Raw genomic sequence first — 24,631 nt, 5'->3', positions numbered from 1 at the left:
CCCGAACTCAGAAGTGAAAAGCGCCATCGCCGATGGTAGTGTGGGGGATCCCATGTGAGAGTAGGTCGTCGTCAAGCTTAATTATACGAGAACCCCACATAGCCAACGCTGTGTGGGGTTTTTTATTGCAGACACGCATGTGAGAGCAGGTCGTCGTCTAGCTTTAAATTAAGAGAAACCCTGATAGCTTAGTTGCTATCAGGGTTTTTTCGTTCTGAGGCGTTGGCACAACGCAGGTTGTGGTCTTCCATTTACTTGCGCCTGTCTCGTGCCTCGACGCGTCAGCGTAAATACAAATCCACAACCTTCCCTCCTTCAAAGCAACACATCCAATTAATTCAGCTGACCAACTGTAGGTACGCATTTATGCGGAAATGGTTCCGTAGGAACCACGGTTACTGAGGATGTTTGGGTTAATCTCTGGATTACATGATTGCGCTTGATTGTTATCAATTCCGCCTTCGGCTAAAGCCGAACCTACAGAATTAGCGCATTTTATGCTGATTACCAATTGTAGGTTCGCATTTATGCGGAAATGGTTCCACAGGAACCACGCTTACCAATGATGTTTTAGTTAATCTTTGGAGTGCATGTTTGCGCTTGATTGCCATCAATTCCGCCTTCGGCTAAAGCCGAACCTACAAAACCAGCCTGACTTATACTGATAATAAACCGTAGGTCCGCCTTCAGGCTGACGCGGAAATCATGTTGACGATAACGTAAGTTTTTCATTAGCCGCGGTGACTGAAGATATTTGGGTTAATCTTTGGATTGCATGTTTGCGCTTGATTGTTATCAATTCCGCCTTCGGCTAAAGCCGAACCTACAAAAACAGTCTGATTTCCACGGATCCCAATCATCGTTAGTCTTGTGGTAGAGGGATTGCTGGAGAGTTTTTGACGCGGTCTAGGACAAGTGTTGAGGTTAAGTCTCTAACGACTTCTAAGCCTGCTAGAGACTCTGTGAGGAAGGTTGAGAGTGAAGGTAGGTCTTCACTGATGGTTTTTAACCAGAAGTCAGAGTCACCGCTCACTGAGTAACACTCTAGTATAGTAGGCATGTTGTCTATCGCAAGCTGGAAGGTTTGGCTCGCATTAGGAATGTTTTTATTGAGTGTGACGTTAACAAAAGCCGTGACTTGGTAGCCAAGTTGGCGAGCGTTTAGTTGTGTCACATAAGCTTCTACCATGTTGCTTTGTTCTAGTCTTTGTAGCCTTCTTGAGCACTGTGAAGGGGACAGGTTAACTTGCTCAGATAGGGCAACATTTGACAGTCGTGCGTTGCTTTGAAGTGCACTTAGCAGTCGCCAGTCATAGCTGTCGAGTTCAAGATTATTCATTCAAGAGGTCCTTACCTACGCAGTAGTTACGCAGTAATTTTTATAATTATAAATTTATGTAACCTAGAATAATGTCTTTTTTGAATGAAACAAGATCAAAACCGCTCATTATGACGAAAAAGTGCATAATTTCATGCTTTTTGTTTACACAATTGACGGGTTTTCAATAAGAGAGAGAGAAAAACTACTCAAAAATGATTTTTGAGTAGTTTTTGTGTTTTGCGGTTTATAGGTTTTTCTCTAGCCAAGCTAGTGCTTCAGGGTAAGGGGCAGGAAGCTTTAGCTGTGTTAGCCCTTCTTTTAAAACACTGATGTCTGCAGAGCAAAAGTTTAAGTGGCCCACCTTGCGGCCGGGACGAACTTCTTTTTTATACCAGTATAATTCTAAGGCTTTAATGTTTAGCCATTGGTAGTCAACACCGACTCCAATTAGGTTAACCATCATGCTTCGGTTTTTAACTTGTACTGGCGCTAGGGGTAAGTTTGTTACGGCACGAACATGGTTTTCAAACTGGCATGTGCTTGCACCAGCTTGGCTCCAGTGTCCACTGTTGTGTACTCGAGGCGCAAGCTCGTTGATCAGTAGCTCATCGCCCACACGGAAACATTCCATTGCCATAACACCCACGTAATCTAAAGCATCCATAAGTTTACCAAGCATGGCTTCTGCTTTGGATTGGTACTGGTCTAGACGTTTTAGCGGAGAGATGGAAGCGTAGAGGATCCCATTAATGTGCAGGTTAAGGGTTAACGGGTAAAAGTATTTTTCACCGTTTTTACCTCGTACACCGACTAAGGAAACCTCTTCATCAAAATTGATGGCTTGCTCGGCAATGGCTAGGCCTTTCCAGTCATCAGGAATGGCAGTCTTATCTGCTTGTTTTAGCCAGTATTGGCCCTTACCGTCATAGCCACCACGACGACGTTTCATGAGTACACGTTCCCCTAGAGTTTGGTAGGCGTAGTCTGCGTCGGTATCTTTCTCAACAGGAAACCAAGGCGCGGTAGCCAGCTCTAATCGATCTAACCACTGCTTTTGAGTTAAACGGTCAGCAAGTTGTGGGAAGGTGTCTAGGTTGACGAAGTTTTTGTGCGTTGCGAGTTGTTTGGTGGCCGCAGTTTCTGGCCACTCTTCACGTTCAGCGGTGACAATATCATCCTCAGCAAGTGGTAGGACTTCATCCGTCTCGATATCAACGGGTCGAATGTCTAATCCTAGCGGTGTGCCAGCTTGTTTTAACATGGCGCCAAGTTGACCAGCTCCAAGAACCCATAATGTTGACATTTAGGCCTCCCGTGGATCTGGGTTAGATAATACAGTAGCGGTTTGCTCAGCTCTGAATGCCTCGATCTTTTGTGCTAATTCAGGGTTAGAATTAGCAAGTATCTGACAGGCAAGTAAACCAGCGTTGAAAGCACCCGCGGTACCAATGGCTAGGGTGCCAACAGCAACACCTTTTGGCATTTGTGCGATGGATAGTAAGCTGTCCATGCCATTGAGTGCTTTACTTTGTACTGGCACACCCAATACAGGTAGGCGAGTGTGTGCAGCGACCATACCCGGTAAGTGTGCCGCACCGCCGGCACCACCAATAATGACTTCAAAGCCTTTCTCTACAGCGCTTTCAGCAAATTCAGCAAGCTTAACAGGGGTTCTGTGAGCAGAAACAACTTCAACATGATAGCTCACGCCAAGTTTGTCCATGATTTCGGCAGCGCCTTCCATTGTGCTCCAGTCGCTTTTAGATCCCATTATTAGGGCTACTTTTGCTTGCAAAACATATCTCCTGTTGATCTTCATTCAGCCTAACGGCATTAGGTTAGGGGCTAAAATGTTTAATGATGACGTCTTAGGTAGAGGCAATAATACGCTTGTCTACACGGGAATATTAGGGCGCTAATATAGCGGATTTTGTGGGAAACAGCGAGTCTTGAGAGGCGCGTTGAGTAAATTCTAAACTGCCCGTTTGGTCAAAAAAAGAGCGACTTTAAAGTCGCTCTTTTAGGTATTTGTCATAGTCCGGAATATCTCGCTCGAACTCACTTTCAAGTAGTGGAGACGAGACGAGGAAATTAGCCGAAGAGACGCTACAGGCAATGGGGATGTTCCAAACTGCTGCGACTCGTAATAGGGCTTTAATATCTGGGTCGTGAGGCATAGGCTCGAAAGGATCCCAGAAGAAGATAAGAATATCGATTTTACCTTCTGCTATCATGCCGCCAAGTTGCTGATCACCGCCTAAAGGGCCACTGATGAGTGCTTTCACTTGCACTCCCAGTTCTTTGTGAATCATGTTGCCAGTTGTGCCCGTCGCCATAAGTTCATGAGGAGTTAGTTTATCTTTATGAGTCCTAGCCCACTTGATAAGTTCCGCTTTCATGTTGTCATGAGCCACCAGCGCAATGCGCTTTTTGGCGGCCATAACCGTTTTTTTCATATGCATTATGGCGTCCTTTACGGTCTAGTTAGTCTGTTTCACCAACTTTTACAACTTTCATTGCATTGGTTGTGCCGTAGCTGACAAGGTGGTCACCTTTCGTAACAATGACTAAATCGCCGTCATTGATATAACCAAGAGATTTCACTTGGTTGACTAATCCCGCAATAATGTTATCGATATTGTACTCTTTTGAAGAGAAAGACACTGGCGTCACACCACGATATAAAGCGGCTTTGTTTAAAGCTGCTTGGTTAGGCGACAATGCGTAAATTGGTAGACCAGAGCTGATACGAGACATTAATAAAGGTGTTGTTCCTGACTCGGTAAGGCTGATGATAGCTTTAACACCTTCAAGGTGGTTTGCTGCATACATAGCCGACATAGCAATGGCTTCATCAACGTTATCAAATTTCACATCAACACGGTGCTTAGAGCGTTTAATTGCAGGTTGTTTTTCGGCGCCCAAACATACACGATTCATCGTGTGAATAACTTCTTCAGGGTATGCACCAGCAGCGGTTTCTGCGGAAAGCATTACGGCATCTGTACCATCGAGTACTGCGTTGGCAACGTCAAATACTTCTGCTCGAGTTGGCATGGCGCTAGTGATCATGGTTTCCATCATTTGAGTCGCAGTGATCACTGGGCGATTTAACTGACGGCAGCGCTTAATCATGTGTTTTTGTACACCAATTAGCTCAGCATCACCAATTTCAACACCTAGGTCACCACGAGCAACCATCACAGCATCAGAAGCCAAGATGATAGCATCCAATGTTTCGTTATCAGCAACGGCTTCAGCGCGCTCAACTTTTGAAACGATACCTGCACTTAGGCCAGCAGCTTGTGCTAAAGAGCGTGCTTCTTCAAGATCGGCAGCACTACGTGGGAAAGAAACAGCAAGGTAGTCAGCTTTTAGTGCAGCGGCTGTAATGATGTCAGCTTTGTCTTTTTCGGTAAGCGCCGCAGCAGAAAGTCCACCACCTTGACGGTTTATGCCTTTGTTATTAGACAATGCGCCACCAACTAAGACTTTAGTGATAACTTCAGTGCCTTTAACTTCAAGTACTTCTAGTACAACACGGCCATCGTCTAGTAGTAGGACGTTACCAGGTTCAGAATCTTCAGCAAGTTGTGGGTAGTCGATGCCAACGCGTTTTTCGTCGCCGTTATTTTTGTCGAAACCTACATCTAGAATAAAGGTTGCGCCGTCTTCAAGTTCTACTTTAGTGTTTTTGAAGCGGGCAATACGAATCTTAGGGCCTTGTAGATCGCCAAGAATTGCAACATGGCGGTTGTTCTTTTTTGCCATAGCACGAACAACATCAGCTCGGTTGATATGATCTTCAGGTTGGCCGTGAGAGAAGTTAAGTCGGAAAACGTTCGCTCCTGCCAAAATCAATTTTTCGATCATTTCTGGTGAGCTAGAAGCTGGGCCTAACGTTGCAACAATTTTAGTTCTACGAGTCATTATATTTACCAAAGATTAGTGTGCTTAAAAGAGAGTATAAGATACGACGAAGGCTGCGTCTGCAGCCTTCGTGTTATTGATTATTTTGCGTTCATCAATGCAATGGTATTGTCTAACATGCGGTTCGAGAAGCCCCACTCGTTATCATACCAAGCCATAACCTTAACCAACTTACCTTGCACGCGAGTTTGGGTCGCATCAAAGTTTGAGGTGTAAGTGCTGTGGTTGAAGTCAGAAGAAACAAGCGGCTCTTTGTTTACGCACAATACTTGAGCTAATACTGGATCAGCGGCAATGGCGTCTTCAATGATGCTGTTGATTTCTTCAATAGATGTTTCGCGAGGTGCTGAGAAAGTTAGGTCAACCAAAGAAACGTTGATGGTCGGTACACGTACAGACATACCATCAAACTTACCAACCAACTCAGGAACAACGAGACCTACAGCCGCCGCAGCACCTGTTTTACTTGGAATCATGTTCATTGCAGCAGCACGGGCACGGTATAGGTCTTCGTGGTATACGTCTGACAAACGCTGATCGTTAGTATAAGCATGGATAGTTGTCATCAAACCACTTTCAATACCTAGCTTGTCGCTTAAAGGCTTAGCGATAGGAGCAAGACAGTTAGTTGTACAAGAAGCGTTAGAAATAACGGTCATGTCTGCTGTTAGAACGTCTTGGTTTACGCCGTAAACAACTGTTGCATCAACTTCTTTACCTGGTGCTGAGATGATTACTTTCTTTGCACCTGCAGTGATGTGTGCGCTGGCTTTTTCTTTGGTAGTAAAGAAACCAGTACATTCATAAACCACATCAACACCAAGCTCGGCCCATGGAAGGTCTGCTGGGTTACGCTCAGAGAACGTGCGAATTTTGTCTTGATTGATGTATAAGGCTTCGTCATCAAAGGTTACTTCCTCTGAGAAACGGCCATGTACAGTATCGTATTTGGTAAGGTGGGCATTGGTTTTGGAGTCACCTAAGTCATTGATTGCAACAACTTGGATTTGATCGCGCTTGCCTGATTCATATAAAGCTCTAAGTGTATTGCGGCCAATGCGTCCGTAACCGTTAATAGCTACCTTGATAGTCATACTCACCTCTAAAATTCTGTCTAAATGCTAAATTTGCATCATAACGAAGCAAAAAAAGCGGGAAATATATTCTTTTAAGTAAAAATACTACAAAAGCAATTTTTTAAGCAAGGATTAGTGTGAAAAACCCTAGTTTTGCTCAAAAAATGATCTGATAATTCGATCTTGGCCTATACTAACATTATAAATGTTACAAAAGGACGTCTAATCACACGAATTTTGAATTCCGGGACTTATTTTGTAAATAAATTACGAAAATACTGCGTTTTTTTGGAAAAAAATTTATTTATAAGATTAAAATAGATGTAAATGTAGTAATATTACACAAATACTATACATATCGGCTGTGGAAGCTACTAAGTCAATAACGGAGTCAGTCATGAACCCTATCGTTACTAAAGTGACCAATAACATTATCGAGCGCAGCAAGATATTGCGTCAGCAATATTTAAAGGACATGAAGCAGGCACAGGAGCAAGGGCCTCACCGTGGAAGTTTATCTTGCGGTAATTTAGCTCACGGCTTTGCGGCCTGCCAGCCTCAAGAAAAGCAAAAACTGACGTTAATGGAAGAAGCCAACATCGGCATTATTTCTTCTTATAATGATATGTTGTCAGCGCATCAGCCTTATGAAAACTACCCAGATCAAATCCGTTCAGCAGTTCAAGAAATGGGGTCGATGGCACAGTTTGCGGGTGGTGTTCCTGCTATGTGTGACGGTGTCACGCAGGGTCAAGATGGTATGGAATTGAGCTTATTTAGCCGTGATAATATCGCTCAAGGCGCAGCGATTGCTTTGTCCCACAATATGTTTGATGCGGCTATTTATCTAGGTATATGTGACAAAATCGTTCCAGGACTGTTAATTGGCGCTTTGCGTTTTGGTCACTTGCCAGCATTGTTTATTCCAGCTGGGCCGATGCAATCAGGTATTCCTAATAATGAGAAAGCAGCAGTGCGTCAGCGCTTTGCTCAGGGTCAAGCGTCTCGTGATGAATTGTTGGCAGCAGAGTCTGCTTCTTACCACAGTGCAGGTACTTGCACTTTTTATGGTACGGCGAATTCAAACCAGCTTTTGGTTGAGATGATGGGGCTTCAGTTGCCGGGTTCTTCATTCGTCAACCCAACGGATCCATTGCGTGGAGCGCTTACCAAATACGCGTCTCAACTTTCTACTAAGATTACCGCTTTGGGGCGTGACTATCGCCCTCTCTATGAAATCGTAGATGAGCGCAGCATTGTGAACTCTATCGTTGGCCTATTAGCGACAGGTGGTTCTACTAACCACACTATGCACATTGTGGCCTATGCCCGTGCCGCTGGCATTATCGTTACTTGGGATGACTTTGCAGAATTATCTAAAACAGTTCCGTTGATGACCCGTATTTATCCCAACGGCCAAGCGGATATTAACCACTTCCACGCCGCTGGCGGTATGGCTTTCCTTGTTAAGCAGTTACTGAAAGGTGGATTGTTGCATGAAGATGTAAACACCATCATGGGTAAAGGCTTATCTCATTACGCTAAAGAGCCTTTCTTAGAAGGTGATACTGTTGTATGGCGCGATGGCACCCAGAAGAGTTTAGACGAAGATGTAGTTCGTCCGATTGATAATCCTTTCAGTAAAGAGGGAGGCTTATCCCTATTGAAAGGTAACATCGGTCGTGCTGTGATCAAGGTGTCGGCGGTGAAAGAAGAGAACCGTATTATCGAAGCGCCAGCTGCTGTTTACCACTCGCAAAATGCGTTGGCAGATGCGATTTCTTCCGGTGAATTGAAGCGCGACTGTATCGCCGTTGTACGTTTCCAAGGCCCGAAAGCTCTAGGTATGCCTGAGCTGCACAAACTCACGCCTTTCCTCGGAAACCTACAAGATCAGGGTTACAAAGTTGCTTTGGTGACGGATGGTCGAATGTCCGGTGCTTCAGGTAAGGTGCCTGCCGCTATCCATTTAACACCTGAAGCCTTAGCAGGCGGTTTGATTGCGAAGATTCAAGATGGTGACCTAGTACGACTAGACGCTGTTGAAGGTAGCCTTTCACTACTGATTTCTGATGAAGAGCTGGCTAACCGTGAAGCAGCAATTCAAGATTTAACAAATTCTCATCAAGGTATGGGGCGTGAATTGTTTAGTGCATTCCGTTTATTGGTAAGCGGTGCTGAGCAAGGCGCTTGTAGCCTGTTTAATGATGAATAAGTTCCTCTGATTACTAACCTTATGTTAGTAATGGTGTTTGGGGTTTGCTTAGCAAGCCCCTTTTTTTGTCTCTAGATTTTGCCGGCAAACCTACAAGCCATAAAAAAGCTGAACCAATTAACTTAGTTCAGCTTTTTTATGGTGAAAGCGAGTGCTTAATCCATAGTTTTTAGTGCTTCTTCATAATCATCGAATGATTGAGTCACGGCTTCTGCAGGTTTGCCGCTCATCACACTGACGATAATAATAGCAATGGTAGATAGGATGAAGCCAGGCACGATTTCATACACATCAAACCAACCGCCGCTAAGTTGTTTCCAAACAACGATGGTCACACCACCCACAATGATACCCGCTAGAGCGCCATTGCGGTTCATGTTACGCCAGAACAAACTGATCAATATTGCTGGGCCGAATGCTGCCCCAAAGCCTGCCCAAGCATAAGATACTAGACCTAGAACTGAGCTTTTTGGGTTAAGAGCAAGGATCAAAGCCAGAATAGAGATTGCGATAACGGCAAAGCGACCAACATTAACAATTTGTTTCTGAGTCGCTTGCTTGTTAAATAATTGCTTGTAGAAGTCTTCCGCCAAAGCAGAAGAAGATACGAGCAGCTGAGAGTCTGCTGTACTCATAATAGCGGCAAGAATTGCGGCTAACAAAATACCGGCCACCACAGGGTGGAAAACAGCATTAACAAGCACCATGAAGATCTTTTCACCGTCTGCTAGGTTTCCAGCAAGGTTGCCATCAACATAGACAATGCCCACAAAACCAATCAGCAAGGCGCCAGCCATGGAAATTAGTGTCCATGAAACGGCGATACGACGTGCGGTAGTAATATCTTTATTAGAGCGTGCAGCTTTGAAACGAGCCAAGATATGTGGCTGGCCAAAGTAACCCAAGCCCCAGGCAACTAATGAAATAATACCAATCGTGCTTAGCGGCTCACCTTTCACATCGTTCCAGATGGTTAGCAGCTCAGGATTTTTACTCATTAGCGTGTCGCTCAGTTGGCTAAAGCCGCCGTCTAGTGCAATGAGTGGCACGATTACCAATGCTGCGGACATCATTAAGCCTTGGATAAGGTCTGTCCAGGCTACGGCTAGGAAGCCACCAAACAATGTGTAAGATACTACGCATACCGTGCCAAGAATGACCGCGTATGTGTAATCTAAGCCAAAGACTGTTTCAAACAATTTACCGCCAGCCACTAAGCCTGAACTTGTGTAAAACAAGAAGAAAAGCAAAATGAAAAGTGCGGAAATGGTTTGTATGGCTTTTGACTTATCTTGGAAGCGGCTTGAAAGGAAGCCCGGTAAGGTAAGAGAGTTGTCTGCTTTGATACTGTAAGTGCGAAGACGTTTGGCACAAATTAGCCAGTTTAGCCAAGTACCTATTAGCAAACCACCTGCAAGCCAAATTGATTCTAAGCCTGATGCAAAAGCATAACCTGGTAGACCTAGTAGCAACCAGCCACTCATGTCTGAAGCGCCAGCTGAAAGCGCGGTAGGCCATGGGCCTAGGGAGCGTCCGCCAAGGAAGTAATCTTCCGAGCTGGATGTGTTTTTGTATGCGTAAAGACCAATTCCTAGCATAACTACTAGATAGGCTAGGAATGTAAAGCTTATCGCGTAACTGCTTTCTATCATTCTTGTTTTCTCCAATTTGAAGTTTCGAGGGCCTCTATAAGGCGCCAAGCGAATTTAAATGCTGCTTTTATTTTTGTATTTAACCTGATCAAAAAACGCTATCTGGCAGAAGCCAGATGACACATATTTCACCAATGTTTGTGTTTTTTCAGGTTAACCTAGAATTTTAAATGGCTAAGACGTGGATATCTTTCAAAAAACTCTTTAAGAATTGTAAAAAGCTCGCGCCTTAGAAAAGCGGCGCAAATTTTAAAGGTCTAATGTCAGTTTTGCAAAAAGTAGACGGAAATAAGTAAAGGCACTTAAAAGTGCCTTTACTGGGAGGATGAGTTACTTTTCCGGTTTAGGAAGGCGGGTATCTTGTACGCTCAGCTTAAGCTTTTTAAGGTGGGCGTTGAACTCAGGACCGCGTTTTAACAAGACTCCTGTTGCCAGAGCATCTATTAAGGTGAGGTAAACAATACGTGAACTCATTGGTGTATAGATGTCGGTATCTTCTGTCTCTTCTATCGGTAACACAATAGAGCAATGTTCAGTCAATGGTGAGTCAGGGTTGGTGATGCCGATGACAGATGCCCCAGCTTCTCGTGCCACGCGAGCGGTTTCGATCAGTGGTAAGGTACGTCCTGTGTAGGAGATGATTACAACGGCATCCCCTGGGTGTGTTCCTGCGGCAGCCATGCGTTGAACTAGGATGTCGGTGTAGGCGACTACAGGCATGTTTAAACGGAAGAATTTATGGTGTGCATCTTTGGCTACTGGGCCTGAGGCACCAAGACCATAAAATTCAATACGACGGGCTTGAGCAAGAACATCTACAGCACGGCTAATAAGTGACTCAGGGAGTATTTCCTGCGCTCTCGTTAAGTTATTCTTCGCTGCTTCAAAGATCTTACTGGTCACGGCGCCCGGAGCGTCATCAGGCTCTACGTTTAAGTTAACATAAGGGGTGCCAGTCGCTAAACTTTGGGCAAGAGATACTTTGAAGTCTGGAAAACCACTGCCAATGAGGCTTCGACAGAAGCGATTGACCGTTGGCTCACTGACTTCCGCTCGCGCTGCTAACTTGGCAATACTCGAGTGGATGGTGGTTTTTGGGTCAGCTAAAATGGCTTCAGCCACCTTACGTTCAGACTTGCTAAGGGTGCTTAATCGTTCTTGTATTTTACGAATGATGTCTTCGTGTTTATTCATTGATCTACTTCAATCTATTGACTCGGAGGATACACTTGTTCATTCTGACAGCCACTTCAGGTTCTGGCAATGAAATGATTAAAAATGAGCGCACTAAGCGAGTATATTACTAGAATTGCTGAATTTTTACCGAGCAAAGTTTCAGTATCCACGAAAAAATTAGAGGATGGCTTCTCAAATACCAGCTACCTTATCGGCTGGCAGGGGGAGCCTAGATTAGTGCTTAGGTTACCAGGGATTGAAGAGCATAAGTTTGCTATCAGTCGTAGAGCGGAATTGGCCACTGTGACACAAGCTGCTCTGCTTGGAATTACCCCACCTTTGTTATGGCAAGATGAACACGGAGTACTGGTCAGTCAGTATGTAGAGCAACCTGCTTTAAGTTGGCAAGTAGCGCACGATCCGATGAGCGTCCAACGCCTTGCCAATCTGCTTATTGAAACCCACTCCATGGAACCTAATGAACACTGTTACTGTGTTTATGCGGTGATCGAGCACTACCTTAAGCAAATTGTAGAAGTGGTCAATAACGATGACTTGGTGACCAAAGAGTGGCAGTTTTTAACGTCTTGGTTTCAGACGTTAACGCCTAGTCTATCTCCGCTTGCTAGCACCTTGTGCCACAATGATGTGAATCCCAAGAATGTCTTGATGGATGGTCAAACGGCTTGGTTAATTGATTGGGAATATGCCGGACATGGGGACCCACTATTTGATTTAGCTGTCGTGGTTCAGTCTCATAATTTATCAGAATCTTTAGCTAAGCGATTATGTCAGTTCTATGATGAAAAGATGGACTTCAGTGATATTGCGGCTTGCCTCTATAATTATCGTCAAGCTTATGTGATACGAGAGTTGGCGTGGTTGCTCTTGTATTATTTGCATCAAGGTAAGTCATCTAGCTTTTTGGAAAGTTACTACCAATATAGAAATACCCCTCAGGTAAAGCAGTTATTAAATGAAAACGAATGAAATGAATTTAGCGGCCGACTGGCATGAGAAGCTCGTTGAAGAGCTGAATAAAGATTACGTACAAACACTCTGGCGATTCTTACAGGTAGAGCAAGCCCAAGGGAAGGTGATTTATCCCCGCAAGGAAGAGTATTTCAATGCTCTCAACTACACCCCTTTTGAGCAGGTGAAAGTGGTGATTCTTGGTCAAGACCCTTATCACGGTGCCGGTCAGGCTCATGGACTTTCTTTTTCCGTCACTCAAGGCACAAAAGTGCCTCCATCTTTGGTGAATATCTACAAGGAGTTGCAGGCTGATATCGGTTTTTCAATTCCCAGTCATGGCAATTTGGAAGAATGGGCTAAGCAGGGCGTGTTGTTGCTCAATAGCGTGTTAAGTGTCGAAAAAAGTAAGGCCGGAGCCCATCAAAATAAAGGTTGGGAAGCTTTAACGGATGCAATTATCGCAAGCATCAATGGCCATCATCAAGGGGTGGTGTTTCTTTTGTGGGGAAGTTACGCACAGCAAAAAGGGCGTCACATTGATCGTCAAAAACACTGTGTGTTAGAAGCTGTTCATCCTTCACCTTTGTCTGCTTATCGTGGGTTCTTTGGTTGTCAGCATTTCTCGAAAACTAACGCTTATTTGCAAGAGATTGGGAAATCTCCTGTGGATTGGCAAATAAGCGAGCCTGATTTCTGCTTAGTCTAAGCCGTAGGGGAGTTGCACTAGGTCAACCGGTTGGCCCATGTAGAACGCAGTATCCACTTCATCAGTGGTGATATTCAGGATCACTTGAGCAATGTGTTTTTGCTCAATAGCTGCGTGATTAAAAATATGACCAATTACTTTTTCGTTAGCATCTAGAATATCAAGACTATCGCCGATCTTTCCCTGCCAACTGATTAAAGCCAATTGTTTCTTTGACTTGCCGCGATATTGCATGCGGGCAATAATTTCCTGGCCAGTATAACATCCCTTGGTAAAGCTGATGCCGCCATTACTTTGCATATTTAACCACTGAGGTAAGGTCTCTTCACTTTGTGCTTCTGTGATCAGTGGACGAGCCATGAGTAATTGCATTGGCTCCGCAAGATGAGCATCTTGCTCGATAATTTCAGCTTCAAGGGCGCTTTGGATGCACCACTCAACCAGCATGGGGTAGCTTGCCAATGTCAATGTTAGTTGGTCTTCCTCTTGCGTCACTGGGAAGGTTTCCGCAAGTTTACTGTTCGTTGCTGATTCGTCGCTGGCCTGGATATGAGTGCTGACGGCGTAATCTGTACTGCTATTCGTCAGTTCTACCTTAAAAAATACAGCGTATTTTTTAAGGTGATTCAAGGTTTTTTCTAACACATCGAGGGGCATGACCATAAGGATATCTTGCTGCTTTCCGAGCAAGAAAAAATTACTGATAATTCGGCCCTTTACATTGCAGACAGCCCCATACAAGCCATTTGAATCGCTCAGTTTTGTTAGGTCACAAGTCAGTTGGCCTTGTAGAAACTTTTCTGCGTCATTACCTTTCACTGTTAGTACGCCGATGTGTGTCTGTTTAGCGATAATCTTGTTAGATGGTGTCTGTGCAAAAACGTCAGATGTGGCTGTCATGGCTATGTGTCCAGTAAACTATAGTAGGCTTAACTATGGTGTTTATTGTTGTTTTTTCAATAGTAAGCAGCGCACTTTGATAAGAAAGTGAATTAAGAGTATTCGGCTTTAATAGCAAGTAACTTGGGTAAAATTTGTTGCATCAGTGGCGGAAGGTCTGGGTCAAAATGTTTGCCACTTTGAGACATGATTTGATCCATTGCATCTTCCACAGACCAAGCTTCTTTATAAGGTCTTGTACTGGTAAGCGCATCAAATACATCCGTGATGGCAACGAGACGCCCTTCTAATGGAATATCTGTGCCAGATAAGCTGTAAGGGTAGCCTGAACCATCCCATTTTTCATGGTGGCTAATGGCCACCATGTGAGCTAACTCGACCAGTCTTGAGCTTGGGTCCGACAAAATCTGAGCGCCTATGGTGGCGTGAGACTTCATGATTTCAAACTCTTCTTCAGTAAGCGGGCCTGGTTTTAGAAGAATCTTATCTGGAATACCAATTTTGCCAATGTCATGCATTGGGGCCGCTTGCATTAGATCATGGGCTGAGTCTTCATCATAGCCGTAAGCAAGGGCAAGCTCTTTGGTGTAACGGCTCATTCTTTGAACGTGTAGGCCAGTTTCATTGTCTTTGTATTCAGCGGCTCTGGCGAGACGCTGAATAAGGTCGATATGAGCAAGTTCAAGTGTTGCAGCACGAATGAGCGACAAATGGTTTTTGACTCGAGCCAATACTAAAGAGGGGATGATGGGTTTGGTAATATAGTCCACAGCGCCCAGTTCAAAGCCTTTTTCTTCGTCATCCGATTCCTTTAAAGCGGTAACAAAAATAACGGGAATGTCAGCCGTATCCGGGTTGTTTTTTAAATGGGTACAGACCTCAAGCCCCGTCATGTTCGGCATCATGACGTCTAGAAGAATCAGATCAATGTCTTCTTTTTCGACAAGTTTAAGGGCATCTTGTCCCGATCGGGCGAAGGATAACTTATAGTGGTCTTGCAAGACATGGCGAAGCACTCTTAGGTTGGTAGGCTCGTCATCTACCAAAAGAATACGTGCTTGAACATTTCGATTTTCTATCATGTCTTATCCTTAAGTGCTTCGCTTAACTTCTCTAATAAATTAATGGCCTCAGTGAAATCAAAATCTGTAATAGCGTTCTGTACTTCCATTGCGAGGCCTTTTAAAGAAGAAGGTGCCTGTTGTACTAGGTATTCTGTTTTATCGTCGTCAATTTCGCCTGCTGTGGTGAGTTGAATGAGTTCGAGTACTATGTCACGTAACTCTTGTGCAGAAATTGAGGGAGCTTCAACTGCATCTGTGACATCTGGTTCCGGGTGCTTTTCAGCCAACAGGTTTAGTTCTTTTTTGAAGCAGTTAAAGTCTTTACTCAGCTTTTCCACTAGTTCTGAATTGCTTGCTTTATCGCTATTTAGGACGGAGGTTTCAATGGCTGCGAGTGTGTTGCTAAGTTCAATGAGTGCTAGGTTACTGGCGGCACCTCTAGCAGCATGAGCGAGTCGGCCAATGTCTGCAAAGTGTTGTGTTTTGGTAAGTTTTTCAATGTTTGACGCTAGGTTCTCATGCTGTTTAGCAAAGTGTTTTAACTCTCTCATGTAAAGCTGTTCATCGCCCCATAAGCTAAGGCCTTTATTAAAACTAATCTGCCTTCTACCTAAGTCTTCATCTTCTTGTACTTCCGTTCCTGCGCGTACAAAACTCTGCTCAACATCAAGTACTCTTGCCATCTCCGCGGTAAGTTCATTTATATCAATTGGCTTACTGGCAAACCCTGTCATGCCAGCATTTTGCGCATCTAGCTGATCTTCTAACAGCACGCTTGCCGTTAGGGCGATGATAGGTGTGGTAGGTAAATTATTTTCTTTTTCGTATAAACGGATGACTTGAGTTGCGGTCAAGCCATCCATATTGGGCATTTGAACATCCATCAAAATAATATCGGGCTTGAAGGACTTGTATTGCTCTACTGCCTCTAAACCATCATTAGCCAAGTAAATTTCGTGGTTTTGACGTTTTAATAATAAGCTTAAAAGCGTGAGGTTCTGCTCAATATCATCCGCTAGTAATACTCGCTTAGGTGGAATGATACTAATCGAAGTCGGCTTTTTCTGTGCTGGGGCATCCCTTTCCTCTAAAGGTAAATCAAAATAAAAGCAGCTCCCCACGCCTACTTGACTGGTGGCGTGAATTTCCCCTCCCATCAGTTTGACTAATTGTTGAGAAATCGTTGTGCCTAAGCCTGTACCACCAAAGCGTCGGCTCATAGAGGCGTCAGCTTGAGTAAAAGAGTCAAAGATACTACTTAAACGGTCTTCAGGGATGCCAATACCAGTATCTTCAATGGCGAAGCGAATACTCTGGTCAGGCTGTTTAGTAACCTTGAGGGTGACATGGCCATGCTCGGTAAACTTTACCGCATTACCTATTAGATTTAGTAATACTTGGCGAATCCGGTGCTCTGCGCCTAAGTAAGTGCTCGCGATGACGTTATCAATCGTAAAGTTAAGTTGGATACCTTTGGTTTTCGCTTGCAGCCATAAAGTCGAGATGATTGAGTCAATTAAAGGCACCATCTGGAAGGGCTGGTAATCAATTTCAAGCTTGTTTTTATCGAGCTTGGCGCTGTCGAGAATGTCGTTTAATAAATGCAGTAAGGACCGTGCGGATTTGCTGATGGTAGAGAGGTGTTTCTTGTTCTCTATTGATATATCCGATTCTAGCAAGATATCGGAAAAGCCGATGATAGCATTCATTGGTGTGCGAATTTCATGACTCATGTTGGCTAAGAACGCAGCTTTACTCTCTGCGGATTCTTCTGCTCGGTTTTTGGCTTGGCGCAAATCTTCTTCCATCTTAATGCGCTCAGAAATATCCAGGATAACCCCATCAACCCAGCTCGAAGAGTTTTCTTCGTTGGGCACAACAGAGCCATTTTCTAGTACCCAAATATGATGACCATTTTTGTGAATTAAGCGGTACTCGACGGTGTAGCTACGACACTCTTTCATTGCTTGCTGCATAACGTTGCTCACCCGCTCATAATCCTCTGGGTGAATTAAGTCAAATAAACTCATTTTATGACTATAAAAATCGGCTACTTGCCAGCCGGATAGATCAACAATGGCCTCGCTGAGGAAAAGTACCTTAGAAGTATCATCCATTAAACAACGAAAAGATGCCCCAGGGATGTTTTTAATCAAAGAGCTGTATTGCTCTTCACTCTTACGGATTTTTTCTTCCATTTCACGGCGTTGAGTTATATCTGTTACAAAACCAACAAATATTGGTGGCTCACCTTCTATTTCGACTTGCCCAACCCCAAGTCGAATAGGAAATGTATGACCGTTCTTATGGAGAGCAAAAACTTCTTGATCTGAGCCGATGACTGTCTTGTTGCCGGTTTTTTGATACAAATCTAAATAGCCATCATGGGAGTCTTGATAGGGCTTTGGCATCAGCATAGAAATGTTCTTATTGAGTACTTCTTGCTCGTGGTAACCAAAAATGACTTCTGCCGCATCATTGAAAGCTTGAATTAAACCGATGTGGTTAATAGTAATAATGCCATCAACAGCGGTATCCAAAGTGGTATTTAAACGAAGCTCACTCGCCGTTTTTTCGGATAAAAGCTGACGGTAGCGTAATTGAGAAGTGATGTTGGTGGCTAATATGGACAGTAATAAGGTCACAATCGCGACGACAATCGATAAATAGCTACTGTCTCCGCTGTTGCTATGATGAAGGCTATGATCGATCGTGTTGTGTTCATCAATGATATAGCGAGCACCGGTCATGCCTGTGTAATGCATCCCAGAAATGGCAAAGCCCATGATTAAGGCGCTTATGGCATTAATCCAGTTCTCAGTGATGTTGCGCCAATAGCGGGAAATATAATACCGAACCGATAAAGCAACGATGGCCAACACAACGGCGACAACGATGGACAATATAAACAATGATGGGTCATATTTTAATGTGACATCCATTTCCATCGCTTCCATGCCCATGTAGTGCATAGTACCTATACCTGCACCCACTAAAGTACCACTCATAATAAGTTGGAGTGGCGTGAGGCGTGGCCGAATAAGTATGCTTAAGGTTAAATATGACGCTAGTACACTGGGAATGACAGATAGAAAGGTCAGCAGCGGATCGTAGGCTACAGAGTGCCCCATATCATAAGCTAGCATCCCGACGAAATGCATACTCCATATGCCTCCCGCCATGACCAGAGAGCCTGAAAGAATAGCAATAGTCTTGTAGTTTTTTCGTATGATGTGCTTAGCGACGGATGCAAAATGAAGAGAGAAAAAAGCCGCAAAAGCGGCTAATACGATGGATAGCGCGACCAGCCAATAGTTGTAGTCACCCATTATTGACGCTTGCTGTAGTGTTTCACCCGTCACAAAAAAACTTTCTATCCAATCCATCTACACGCGCCGTTTATCAAAGAGTAAAAAATATAAATACAACTAATGACACAAAATCATCAGTCTAATCGCCTATGTTGTACGAAAAAATCGAAAAAGTCACCGCTCGGTTCAGGGTATCGGTTATTTTTTAGTATTTTCTAATACTAAAATGAGTAAGTTAATGAATCTTATTGACTCTTTGGTGAATAATTTCGACCATCAAGGTTTATCTGGCGTGTGTTCGTGAATCGGGGGCGCCAACAGACAATAAATATAAAGAAAGGGTGTTTCGACTATGTATTTAGGATTAGATCTTGGTACTTCGGGTTTAAAAGGAGTACTCGTCGACGAGAGAGGGATGTTGTTAGCCCAAGAAACGGTTGCGTTATCCGTTGAATCTGTGCGGTCGCTCTGGTCTGAGCAAAACCCTAATAGCTGGTGGCAAGCGTGTGAAGATGTCATTAGGCTACTGCAAGAGAAAATTGATTTAGCACCTCTTAAAGCCATTGGTCTATCGGGGCAAATGCACGGAGCAACCTTGTTAGACAAAGACGGTCAAATTTTAAGGCCTTGTATTTTATGGAATGATGGTCGAAGCCATCAAGAGTGCTTGCAGCTAATGGATGAGTGCCCTGATTTCCTTGAACGTTCTGGTAATTTGGCTATGCCAGGCTTTACCTCGCCAAAAATTCTCTGGTTAAAAGAACATGAACCTGAAGTGTTTGAGAAGCTTGCCTATGTGTTGCTTCCTAAGGATTACTTGGCCTACTGTTTAACGGGAGAGTTAAGTACAGATTGCTCTGATGCTGCGGGTACTTTATGGCTAAACCCAAATACTCGACAATGGGACGACACACTATTAGCGGCTACAGGCTTAAGCCAAGATAATATGCCCAAAGTCTATGAAGGTTGCCAGTTTGTGGGTCAATTAAGTGCTGAAGTCGCCAAGCGTTTGGGATTAAAAGAAGTGCCTGTAGTGGCAGGTGCAGGGGACAATGCCGCGGGTGCTGTTGGCATGGGGGTAACCGAGCCGGGTCAAGGTTTTATCTCTCTGGGAACCTCTGGGGTCTACTTTACTGTCAGCGAGCAACATAGAGCGAGCCCAGAACATACGGTACATGCTTTTTGTCATGCTTTGCCAGATCGTTGGCATCAAATGGGCGTCACCCTAAGTGCCGGGAACTCTTTGTCATGGTTGTCTAAGCTACTTAATATCTCTGTGGAAAAGCTTCTGATGAATCTTGAAACAGCTGGGGTGGAAAAAACTAAGCTGTTGTTTTTACCTTATATTAATGGTGAACGAACACCCCATAACGACCCTCAAGCAAGCGGTCAATTTATCGGTTTTAGCAATCAGACCTCCCATGAAGAAATGACGTTGTCGGTACTCGAAGGTGTCGCATTCTCCATGCTGGATTGCCAGAACGCACTGGCAGAAGCGGGTAGCTCAGTAGACGCTTTGTCTTTGATAGGTGGTGGTGCTCGTTCAGCTAAATGGCGACAGATTATTGCAAATGTATTAAACAAAACGCTGCATTATCGCGATGGTGGCGCCGTAGGGCCGGGGCTGGGGGCGGCGAGATTAGCCTTGTTGGCAGATAAACATCAACAGGGAGAGTCATTAGAATCTCTCATTAAGGAATACTGTAACCTGCCTGAAGTGATTGCGACGCATACTGCTGAAGCCAATTTGGCCGTTTATTATCAGGCTAAATATCAGCTTTATCAGCAAGCTTACCAGTCAACAAAAGTGCTTAGCGCTCAATTGACTCAACTACTAGATTAAGAGAATGCTAAACCGTTAACTTGTGCTAACGGTTTAGCTAGGCGTGGCTAGCAGACGTTTCCATGTGGGCGTTACTTTGCGCACGGAAATCACGAGGGGTGACCCCTTTTAACTCATGAAAACGACGATTAAAGTTTGCGACGTTGTTAAAGCCAACTTGGAAGCAAATACTCGCAATTTGTTGGTCTGTTTCTGTTAATAGACTACAGGCTCGGCTAATACGAACACGGTTAACGAATTCAATAAAACGGTTACCAGTGGCCTTCTTAAAAAAACGCGAAAAGTGGCTGTCGGACATGTTTACCAAGCTTGCCGCGCTCGAAAGGCTAATGTCTTGGCTATAGTTTTGCGTCACATGATCGACAACAGTGTTGATTTTACGTTGCAGAGATTCATTAGATTTTAAATCAATCTGAACGGTTGAGAGTAAGCGATAATTGGGTGTTTGTGCCAATTCTTGTAACAGCGGTAAGGCTTTTATGATGCGCTCTAAGCCAGAGGAGTCGCGCACACTGTGAAACACCTTTTTAAGTTTTTCAAGGTCTATGTCAAAGAATTCGATGCCAGATTTTGCTCTGGAGAGCATGGGTAATATTTCCGCTAGCTCAGGAATAATTTTCATGCCATTTGAAAAGGATTCGTGGTCAAAGCGAATGAGCATGTCGCGTACTTTTACAGGCGCTTGATCATTTTGGCAAACCCAATTATGAGGCAGGCGTGGGCCTGTCAAAATCAGTTGACCTGCAGAATAATTGCCAATGTAATCTCCCACAAATACCTTGCCGGAAGTGTCGACGATGAAATGCAGTTCATAGTCATCATGGGCATGCCAGCGAATTAAATCACTTGGGTAGCCATGCTCTAAATAGCGAATGGTTTCAACGCTGCCATCAGCGATTTCGTATTCAGGTGTAATACGTTTAGCTGTGTTGGACATAATAATCTCTCACTCAAAGTGTTACCGTTTTCACGATGATACTTTTTATTCTGTTTTCTTATTTTTATCAGGAATAATGAAAGAGAAAAAAGTGGTGATGTGTTGTATCACCACTGGTGTTTATTTTCTATTATTTCAAACGATCAGCTGTATTTCGCCATGCTCGTTTGGATTTCTTCATTAAGTCTACTGACAAAATCGGGAAACTCTGTCGGAATGTTGCCCCATAAGAAAGAGTCGTTTGTAAATGCTGCTATGCCAGCGTCATCAAATGTGAAGTCGGCAACAGCTTGGCTGCTAGGCTCATGGTATTGGGTGGCTAACTTACCCTGTTTCGTTAATTGAATAAAGGTAAACCAACTTGCAATGCCTTGAATTGTCTTATTTGGTGTTCCACCTTGACGATAAATAGCTTCAAGGGTTGGATACACAAAAATAGGGAACTTGGCATAGCCGTCAGAGCAGATCCGTTCTACCGTATCGCCAATGTTGTTGTTACTAAAGCGTTGACCAATGACTTTTGCATAAGGGACTAAATCAACAATAGATTCTCCCAATGCAGGGATAGCATCTTGGCTGACAAAGTCTGCAAAGTATTGTTGCAGCTCATCGTCACGCATGGCTTCATCAAAGTAGTTTAAGCCCTTCAATGCAGCTTGATAAGTGACGCAAGTGTGGCCAGCATTTAAAATGCGGATTTTAGCTTCTTCAAAAGGATCGACTTTATTCACCAACTGAACGCCAACTTGTTCCAAGGCGGGCTTTTCACCAGAAAAGTTGTCTTCAACAACCCATTGGATAAAGTCTTCACCCATCACCGTCATTTCATCTGCTACACCAAAACGCTGCTGCACATCTTGCATGTGTTGTGGGCTCGGCTTCGGAGTGATGCGGTCTACCATTGAGCACGGGAAAGAAACGTTTGCTTCTACCCATTGAACCAATTCACTGTCTTGTTTAGCCGTTAGGAACTGCATTAAGCCGGTTTCTAATAGCTCACCATTATGGCGTAAGTTATCACAGCAAAGTAGGGTGATTTTAGCTTTAGACGTTTGACTGCGAAGTTTTAAACCTGCATACAAAAAAGCGTATAAAGTGTTTCGATCACCTTCGATGTCACCTTTAATGGCAGGGTGGTCAAGCATTAAGGCACGGTTTTCGTCTAGGTAATAGCCACCTTCGGTTACGGTAGACGTAATCAATTGGATGTTGGCACCGGACATTGCTTTATCAACTTCTTCAGGGGCTTGTGCACCGTCGATTTGACCAACGATGGAGCGAATGTGCTCGTATTGAGTTGCGCCGTCCGCCGCCATTGTCTTTAGCACGTATTCACCTTGTTGGTTAACAAACTGGGTGAACGCTTGGCTGTCTTGAGGGCGAATATTTACCCCAATTAATCCCCAATGTTGGTTACCTGGTTGAGCGAGTAGGCGGTCAAAATAGACAGCCTGATGTGCTCGGTGGAAGGCACCGACGCCAAGGTGAATCACCCCGGCGGTAATGTCTTCACGCTGATAGTCTTGTGCTAGCAGCTGCTCCGCATTGACGGTAGCTTGAAGAAAGTTTGCCATCTTATGCTTCCTCAGGAATCACAGAAACAACACGGTCATTTTCATTGAACAAAATAACTTCGGCTTCATCGATAAGAAGGTTGACGGCTTGGCCATCTTTTAGCTCGCTGCGTGCAGAAGCTTTCACTATGACGGTTTGACCACTGTCTAGTTGAATGTGCGCGTAAGCTTCGGAGCCTAAGTGCTCAATCAATTCCACTACCCCCGAGATTTGTCCGCCTTCTGGCACTATAGACATGTGCTCTGGGCGAATACCAAGGATCACAGAGCTCGGTAGTTGACCCGGTAGGCGATTGGCAGGGAAAGCAACTTGGCTGTTAAGTAACTTCAGGTTCAATGTCTCGCCTTCACGGACAACATTGTCTACTGGCATCAGGTTCATTTTTGGTGTGCCAATGAACTCTGCTACAAAGCGGCTGTTAGGCTTGCGGTATAGTTCAAGCGGCGTACCTACTTGCTCGATCTGGCCTGCATTTAAGATGACTACGCGATCCGCCAAGGTCATTGCTTCTACTTGGTCGTGAGTTACATAAATCATGGTTGTGCCAAGTTTTTTGTGTAGGCGAGCAAGCTCAAGACGCATTTGTACACGCAGTGCAGCATCTAAGTTAGATAACGGCTCATCGAACAAGAAAACTTTTGGTTGACGTACAATCGCACGACCAATGGCAACACGTTGACGTTGACCACCAGAGAGTTCTTTTGGCTTACGCTCTAGTAACGGATCAAGTTGCAAAGACGCGGAGACAGAACGTACTTTTTCTTTAATCTCTTCGTCTGGCACTTTTGCTAGACGCAAGGCGAAAGATAAGTTGTCGGCAACCGTCATGTGTGGGTACAAAGCGTAAGACTGGAATACCATTGCTAGGTCACGTTTAGAGGACGCAAGCTCAGTGATATCACGGCCGTCTAGTTCAATAGTACCGCCGGTTGAGCTTTCTAATCCTGCGATGGTGCGCAGTAGAGTGGATTTACCACAGCCTGATGGACCAACGAATACAACAAACTCGCCTTCGGTAATAGATAGGTTAATACCGCGCAAAGCATGGTAGCTGTCGTAGTGTTTTTGCAAATCTGTAATGGCTAAGTAACTCATAAGATATCTTCCTAATAATTATTTTACGGCACCGAAGGTGAGGCCTTGGACAAGTTGTTTTTGACAGAACCAACCGAACACAACGATCGGAGCACAAGCCAGAGTCGAAGCAGCGGATAGCTTCGCCCAGAATAAACCTTCAGGGCTAGAGTAAGAGGCAATCATAGCGGTCAGTGGTGCCGCTTCTGAGGCCGTTAAGTTAAGAGACCAAAAGGCTTCGTTCCAACATAATACGATGGACAAAAGACCAGTAGAGGCGATACCACCGACAGATAGGGGAAGAACAACTTTAACAATTTCATCCCAAGGTGTTGCTCCATCCATGCGTGCCGCTTCTAGAATTTCTTTCGGCAAATCTTTGAAGTAAGAGAACAGCATCCAAATAATGATAGGTAGGTTCATTAGCGTGAAGATAATGACCAAACCGGTACGTGAATCCAGTAATCCGAAATCACGGCTAAGGATGTAAATAGGGACCAATACACCTACCGCAGGTAGCATTTTGGTAGAAAGCATCCATAGCAAGATGTCTTTGGTTTTCTTACCAGGGAAAAAAGCCATTGAGTAAGCTGCTGGTACGGCAATGATCAGTGCTATCAAGGTAGAACCAAAAGATGTGATCACTGAGTTCATTGCGTGGTGCAAGTAGTTACTGCGTTCTTGCACGACTGCGAAGTTATCCAACGTTGGTTCAAAGAACAGGGTTGGTGGAATGGCAATGGCCTGTAATTCCGTTTTAAAGGAAGTAATAAACATCCAGAAAATCGGGAAGAAAAGAACCAAAGCGATCAGCCATGAAAATAGGCCAGTAATAAATGTTTTAAGTTTACGTTGCTGATTAAGAGTCATCTTATT

At 44.2% G+C, this 24,631-nt stretch carries 19 protein-coding genes and 1 rRNA gene; 5 read left to right on the top strand and 15 right to left on the bottom strand.

Annotation, left to right across the window (positions count from 1 at the left end; genetic code table 11):
- Positions 1-77, top strand: a 5S ribosomal RNA gene (gene rrf / locus ABJF92_RS05865); the annotation flags it as partial.
- Between the two features lie 785 nt (positions 78-862).
- Here rrf and ABJF92_RS05860 read toward each other — a convergent pair.
- The 6 genes from ABJF92_RS05860 to gap form a co-directional block, all read right to left on the bottom strand.
- Positions 863-1,339 (bottom strand): Lrp/AsnC family transcriptional regulator, encoded by a 477-nt coding sequence (locus tag ABJF92_RS05860; protein WP_446814881.1) that lies wholly within the window; start codon positions 1,337-1,339, stop codon positions 863-865.
- Positions 1,340-1,565: 226 nt separating this feature from the next.
- Positions 1,566-2,624: a 5-(carboxyamino)imidazole ribonucleotide synthase gene (gene purK, locus ABJF92_RS05855; protein ID WP_446814880.1), complete on the bottom strand. Its 1,059-nt coding sequence runs from the start codon at positions 2,622-2,624 to the stop codon at positions 1,566-1,568.
- Complete coding sequence (purE, locus tag ABJF92_RS05850; protein ID WP_446814879.1) at positions 2,625-3,116, bottom strand: 5-(carboxyamino)imidazole ribonucleotide mutase; 492 nt, start codon at positions 3,114-3,116, stop codon at positions 2,625-2,627.
- Between the two features lie 211 nt (positions 3,117-3,327).
- A complete protein-coding gene (locus ABJF92_RS05845) occupies positions 3,328-3,783 on the bottom strand; it encodes a methylglyoxal synthase (protein WP_446814878.1) in 456 nt (151 codons plus the stop codon).
- 22 nt (positions 3,784-3,805) lie between these two features.
- A complete protein-coding gene (gene pyk, locus ABJF92_RS05840; protein ID WP_446814877.1) occupies positions 3,806-5,251 on the bottom strand; it encodes a pyruvate kinase in 1,446 nt (481 codons plus the stop codon).
- Between the two features lie 80 nt (positions 5,252-5,331).
- Entirely contained in the window at positions 5,332-6,345 is a 1,014-nt protein-coding gene (gene gap, locus ABJF92_RS05835) for a type I glyceraldehyde-3-phosphate dehydrogenase (RefSeq protein ID WP_446814876.1), read from the bottom strand.
- Positions 6,346-6,724: 379 nt separating this feature from the next.
- On the opposite strand from gap, the gene edd reads away from it, so the two are divergent.
- Entirely contained in the window at positions 6,725-8,542 is a 1,818-nt protein-coding gene (gene edd, locus ABJF92_RS05830; protein ID WP_446814875.1) for a phosphogluconate dehydratase, read from the top strand.
- A 155-nt stretch (positions 8,543-8,697) separates the two neighbouring features.
- Here edd and putP read toward each other — a convergent pair whose 3' ends face one another.
- Both putP and hexR read right to left on the bottom strand, forming a co-directional pair.
- Positions 8,698-10,194, bottom strand: a complete 1,497-nt coding sequence (gene putP, locus ABJF92_RS05825; protein WP_446814874.1) for a sodium/proline symporter PutP — start codon at positions 10,192-10,194, stop codon at positions 8,698-8,700.
- Positions 10,195-10,524: 330 nt separating this feature from the next.
- Positions 10,525-11,388, bottom strand: a complete 864-nt coding sequence (gene hexR, locus ABJF92_RS05820; RefSeq protein WP_445977487.1) for a transcriptional regulator HexR — start codon at positions 11,386-11,388, stop codon at positions 10,525-10,527.
- Between the two features lie 84 nt (positions 11,389-11,472).
- On the opposite strand from hexR, the gene ABJF92_RS05815 reads away from it, so the two are divergent.
- Both ABJF92_RS05815 and ung read left to right on the top strand, forming a co-directional pair.
- Positions 11,473-12,360, top strand: coding sequence for a phosphotransferase (locus ABJF92_RS05815; protein ID WP_446814873.1), 888 nt, complete (start codon positions 11,473-11,475; stop codon positions 12,358-12,360).
- Positions 12,347-13,051 carry a uracil-DNA glycosylase gene (ung, locus tag ABJF92_RS05810; protein ID WP_446814872.1) on the top strand — a complete coding sequence of 235 codons (705 nt, stop codon included), beginning with the start codon at positions 12,347-12,349 and terminating at the stop codon, positions 13,049-13,051. The genes ABJF92_RS05815 and ung overlap by 14 nt, the downstream gene beginning before the upstream one ends.
- Here ung and ygfZ read toward each other — a convergent pair.
- From ygfZ to ABJF92_RS05795, 3 genes are all read right to left on the bottom strand, one after another.
- A complete protein-coding gene (ygfZ, locus tag ABJF92_RS05805) occupies positions 13,043-13,951 on the bottom strand; it encodes a CAF17-like 4Fe-4S cluster assembly/insertion protein YgfZ (RefSeq protein ID WP_446814871.1) in 909 nt (302 codons plus the stop codon). The two genes, ung and ygfZ, sit on opposite strands and share 9 nt — an antisense overlap.
- A 92-nt stretch (positions 13,952-14,043) precedes the next feature.
- A complete protein-coding gene (locus ABJF92_RS05800) occupies positions 14,044-15,033 on the bottom strand; it encodes a response regulator (RefSeq protein WP_446814870.1) in 990 nt (329 codons plus the stop codon).
- Positions 15,030-18,401, bottom strand: coding sequence for a PAS domain S-box protein (locus tag ABJF92_RS05795; protein WP_446814869.1), 3,372 nt, complete (start codon positions 18,399-18,401; stop codon positions 15,030-15,032). The genes ABJF92_RS05800 and ABJF92_RS05795 overlap by 4 nt, the downstream gene beginning before the upstream one ends.
- Before the next feature lie 277 nt (positions 18,402-18,678).
- Between ABJF92_RS05795 and xylB the strand changes: the two genes are divergently transcribed.
- The gene (gene xylB, locus ABJF92_RS05790; protein WP_446814868.1) at positions 18,679-20,169 is read left to right on the top strand and encodes a xylulokinase; all 1,491 of its coding nucleotides are present in this window, start codon (positions 18,679-18,681) and stop codon (positions 20,167-20,169) included.
- A 37-nt stretch (positions 20,170-20,206) separates the two neighbouring features.
- On the opposite strand, the gene ABJF92_RS05785 is transcribed toward xylB, so the two are convergent.
- The 4 genes from ABJF92_RS05785 to ABJF92_RS05770 form a co-directional block, all read right to left on the bottom strand.
- A complete protein-coding gene (locus ABJF92_RS05785; protein WP_446814867.1) occupies positions 20,207-21,106 on the bottom strand; it encodes a helix-turn-helix domain-containing protein in 900 nt (299 codons plus the stop codon).
- Positions 21,107-21,249: 143 nt separating this feature from the next.
- Positions 21,250-22,680 carry a mannitol dehydrogenase family protein gene (locus ABJF92_RS05780; protein WP_446814866.1) on the bottom strand — a complete coding sequence of 477 codons (1,431 nt, stop codon included), beginning with the start codon at positions 22,678-22,680 and terminating at the stop codon, positions 21,250-21,252.
- A gap of 1 nt (position 22,681) precedes the next feature.
- Entirely contained in the window at positions 22,682-23,776 is a 1,095-nt protein-coding gene (locus ABJF92_RS05775) for an ABC transporter ATP-binding protein (protein ID WP_446814865.1), read from the bottom strand.
- Between the two features lie 18 nt (positions 23,777-23,794).
- Positions 23,795-24,625, bottom strand: a complete 831-nt coding sequence (locus tag ABJF92_RS05770; RefSeq protein ID WP_446814864.1) for a carbohydrate ABC transporter permease — start codon at positions 24,623-24,625, stop codon at positions 23,795-23,797.
- Positions 24,626-24,631: the final 6 nt, after the last annotated feature.

The organism is Marinomonas sp. (assembly GCF_039940335.1).
Classification (GTDB): domain Bacteria; phylum Pseudomonadota; class Gammaproteobacteria; order Pseudomonadales; family Marinomonadaceae; genus Marinomonas.
Note: the sequence above shows the minus strand (reverse complement) of the source record. Positions and strands in the feature narration are given on the sequence as shown.

Coding starts and splice junctions, on each gene's coding strand:
- ABJF92_RS05860 (WP_446814881.1), bottom strand. CDS start 1,339: ATGAATAATCTTGAACTCGACAGCTATGACTGGCGACTGCTAAGTGCA.
- purK (WP_446814880.1), bottom strand. CDS start 2,624: ATGTCAACATTATGGGTTCTTGGAGCTGGTCAACTTGGCGCCATGTTA.
- ABJF92_RS05845 (WP_446814878.1), bottom strand. CDS start 3,783: ATGCATATGAAAAAAACGGTTATGGCCGCCAAAAAGCGCATTGCGCTG.
- pyk (WP_446814877.1), bottom strand. CDS start 5,251: ATGACTCGTAGAACTAAAATTGTTGCAACGTTAGGCCCAGCTTCTAGC.
- gap (WP_446814876.1), bottom strand. CDS start 6,345: ATGACTATCAAGGTAGCTATTAACGGTTACGGACGCATTGGCCGCAAT.
- edd (WP_446814875.1), top strand. CDS start 6,725: ATGAACCCTATCGTTACTAAAGTGACCAATAACATTATCGAGCGCAGC.
- putP (WP_446814874.1), bottom strand. CDS start 10,194: ATGATAGAAAGCAGTTACGCGATAAGCTTTACATTCCTAGCCTATCTA.
- hexR (WP_445977487.1), bottom strand. CDS start 11,388: ATGAATAAACACGAAGACATCATTCGTAAAATACAAGAACGATTAAGC.
- ABJF92_RS05815 (WP_446814873.1), top strand. CDS start 11,473: ATGAGCGCACTAAGCGAGTATATTACTAGAATTGCTGAATTTTTACCG.
- ung (WP_446814872.1), top strand. CDS start 12,347: ATGAAAACGAATGAAATGAATTTAGCGGCCGACTGGCATGAGAAGCTC.
- ygfZ (WP_446814871.1), bottom strand. CDS start 13,951: ATGACAGCCACATCTGACGTTTTTGCACAGACACCATCTAACAAGATT.
- ABJF92_RS05800 (WP_446814870.1), bottom strand. CDS start 15,033: ATGATAGAAAATCGAAATGTTCAAGCACGTATTCTTTTGGTAGATGAC.
- ABJF92_RS05795 (WP_446814869.1), bottom strand. CDS start 18,401: ATGGATTGGATAGAAAGTTTTTTTGTGACGGGTGAAACACTACAGCAA.
- xylB (WP_446814868.1), top strand. CDS start 18,679: ATGTATTTAGGATTAGATCTTGGTACTTCGGGTTTAAAAGGAGTACTC.
- ABJF92_RS05785 (WP_446814867.1), bottom strand. CDS start 21,106: ATGTCCAACACAGCTAAACGTATTACACCTGAATACGAAATCGCTGAT.
- ABJF92_RS05780 (WP_446814866.1), bottom strand. CDS start 22,680: ATGGCAAACTTTCTTCAAGCTACCGTCAATGCGGAGCAGCTGCTAGCA.
- ABJF92_RS05775 (WP_446814865.1), bottom strand. CDS start 23,776: ATGAGTTACTTAGCCATTACAGATTTGCAAAAACACTACGACAGCTAC.
- ABJF92_RS05770 (WP_446814864.1), bottom strand. CDS start 24,625: ATGACTCTTAATCAGCAACGTAAACTTAAAACATTTATTACTGGCCTA.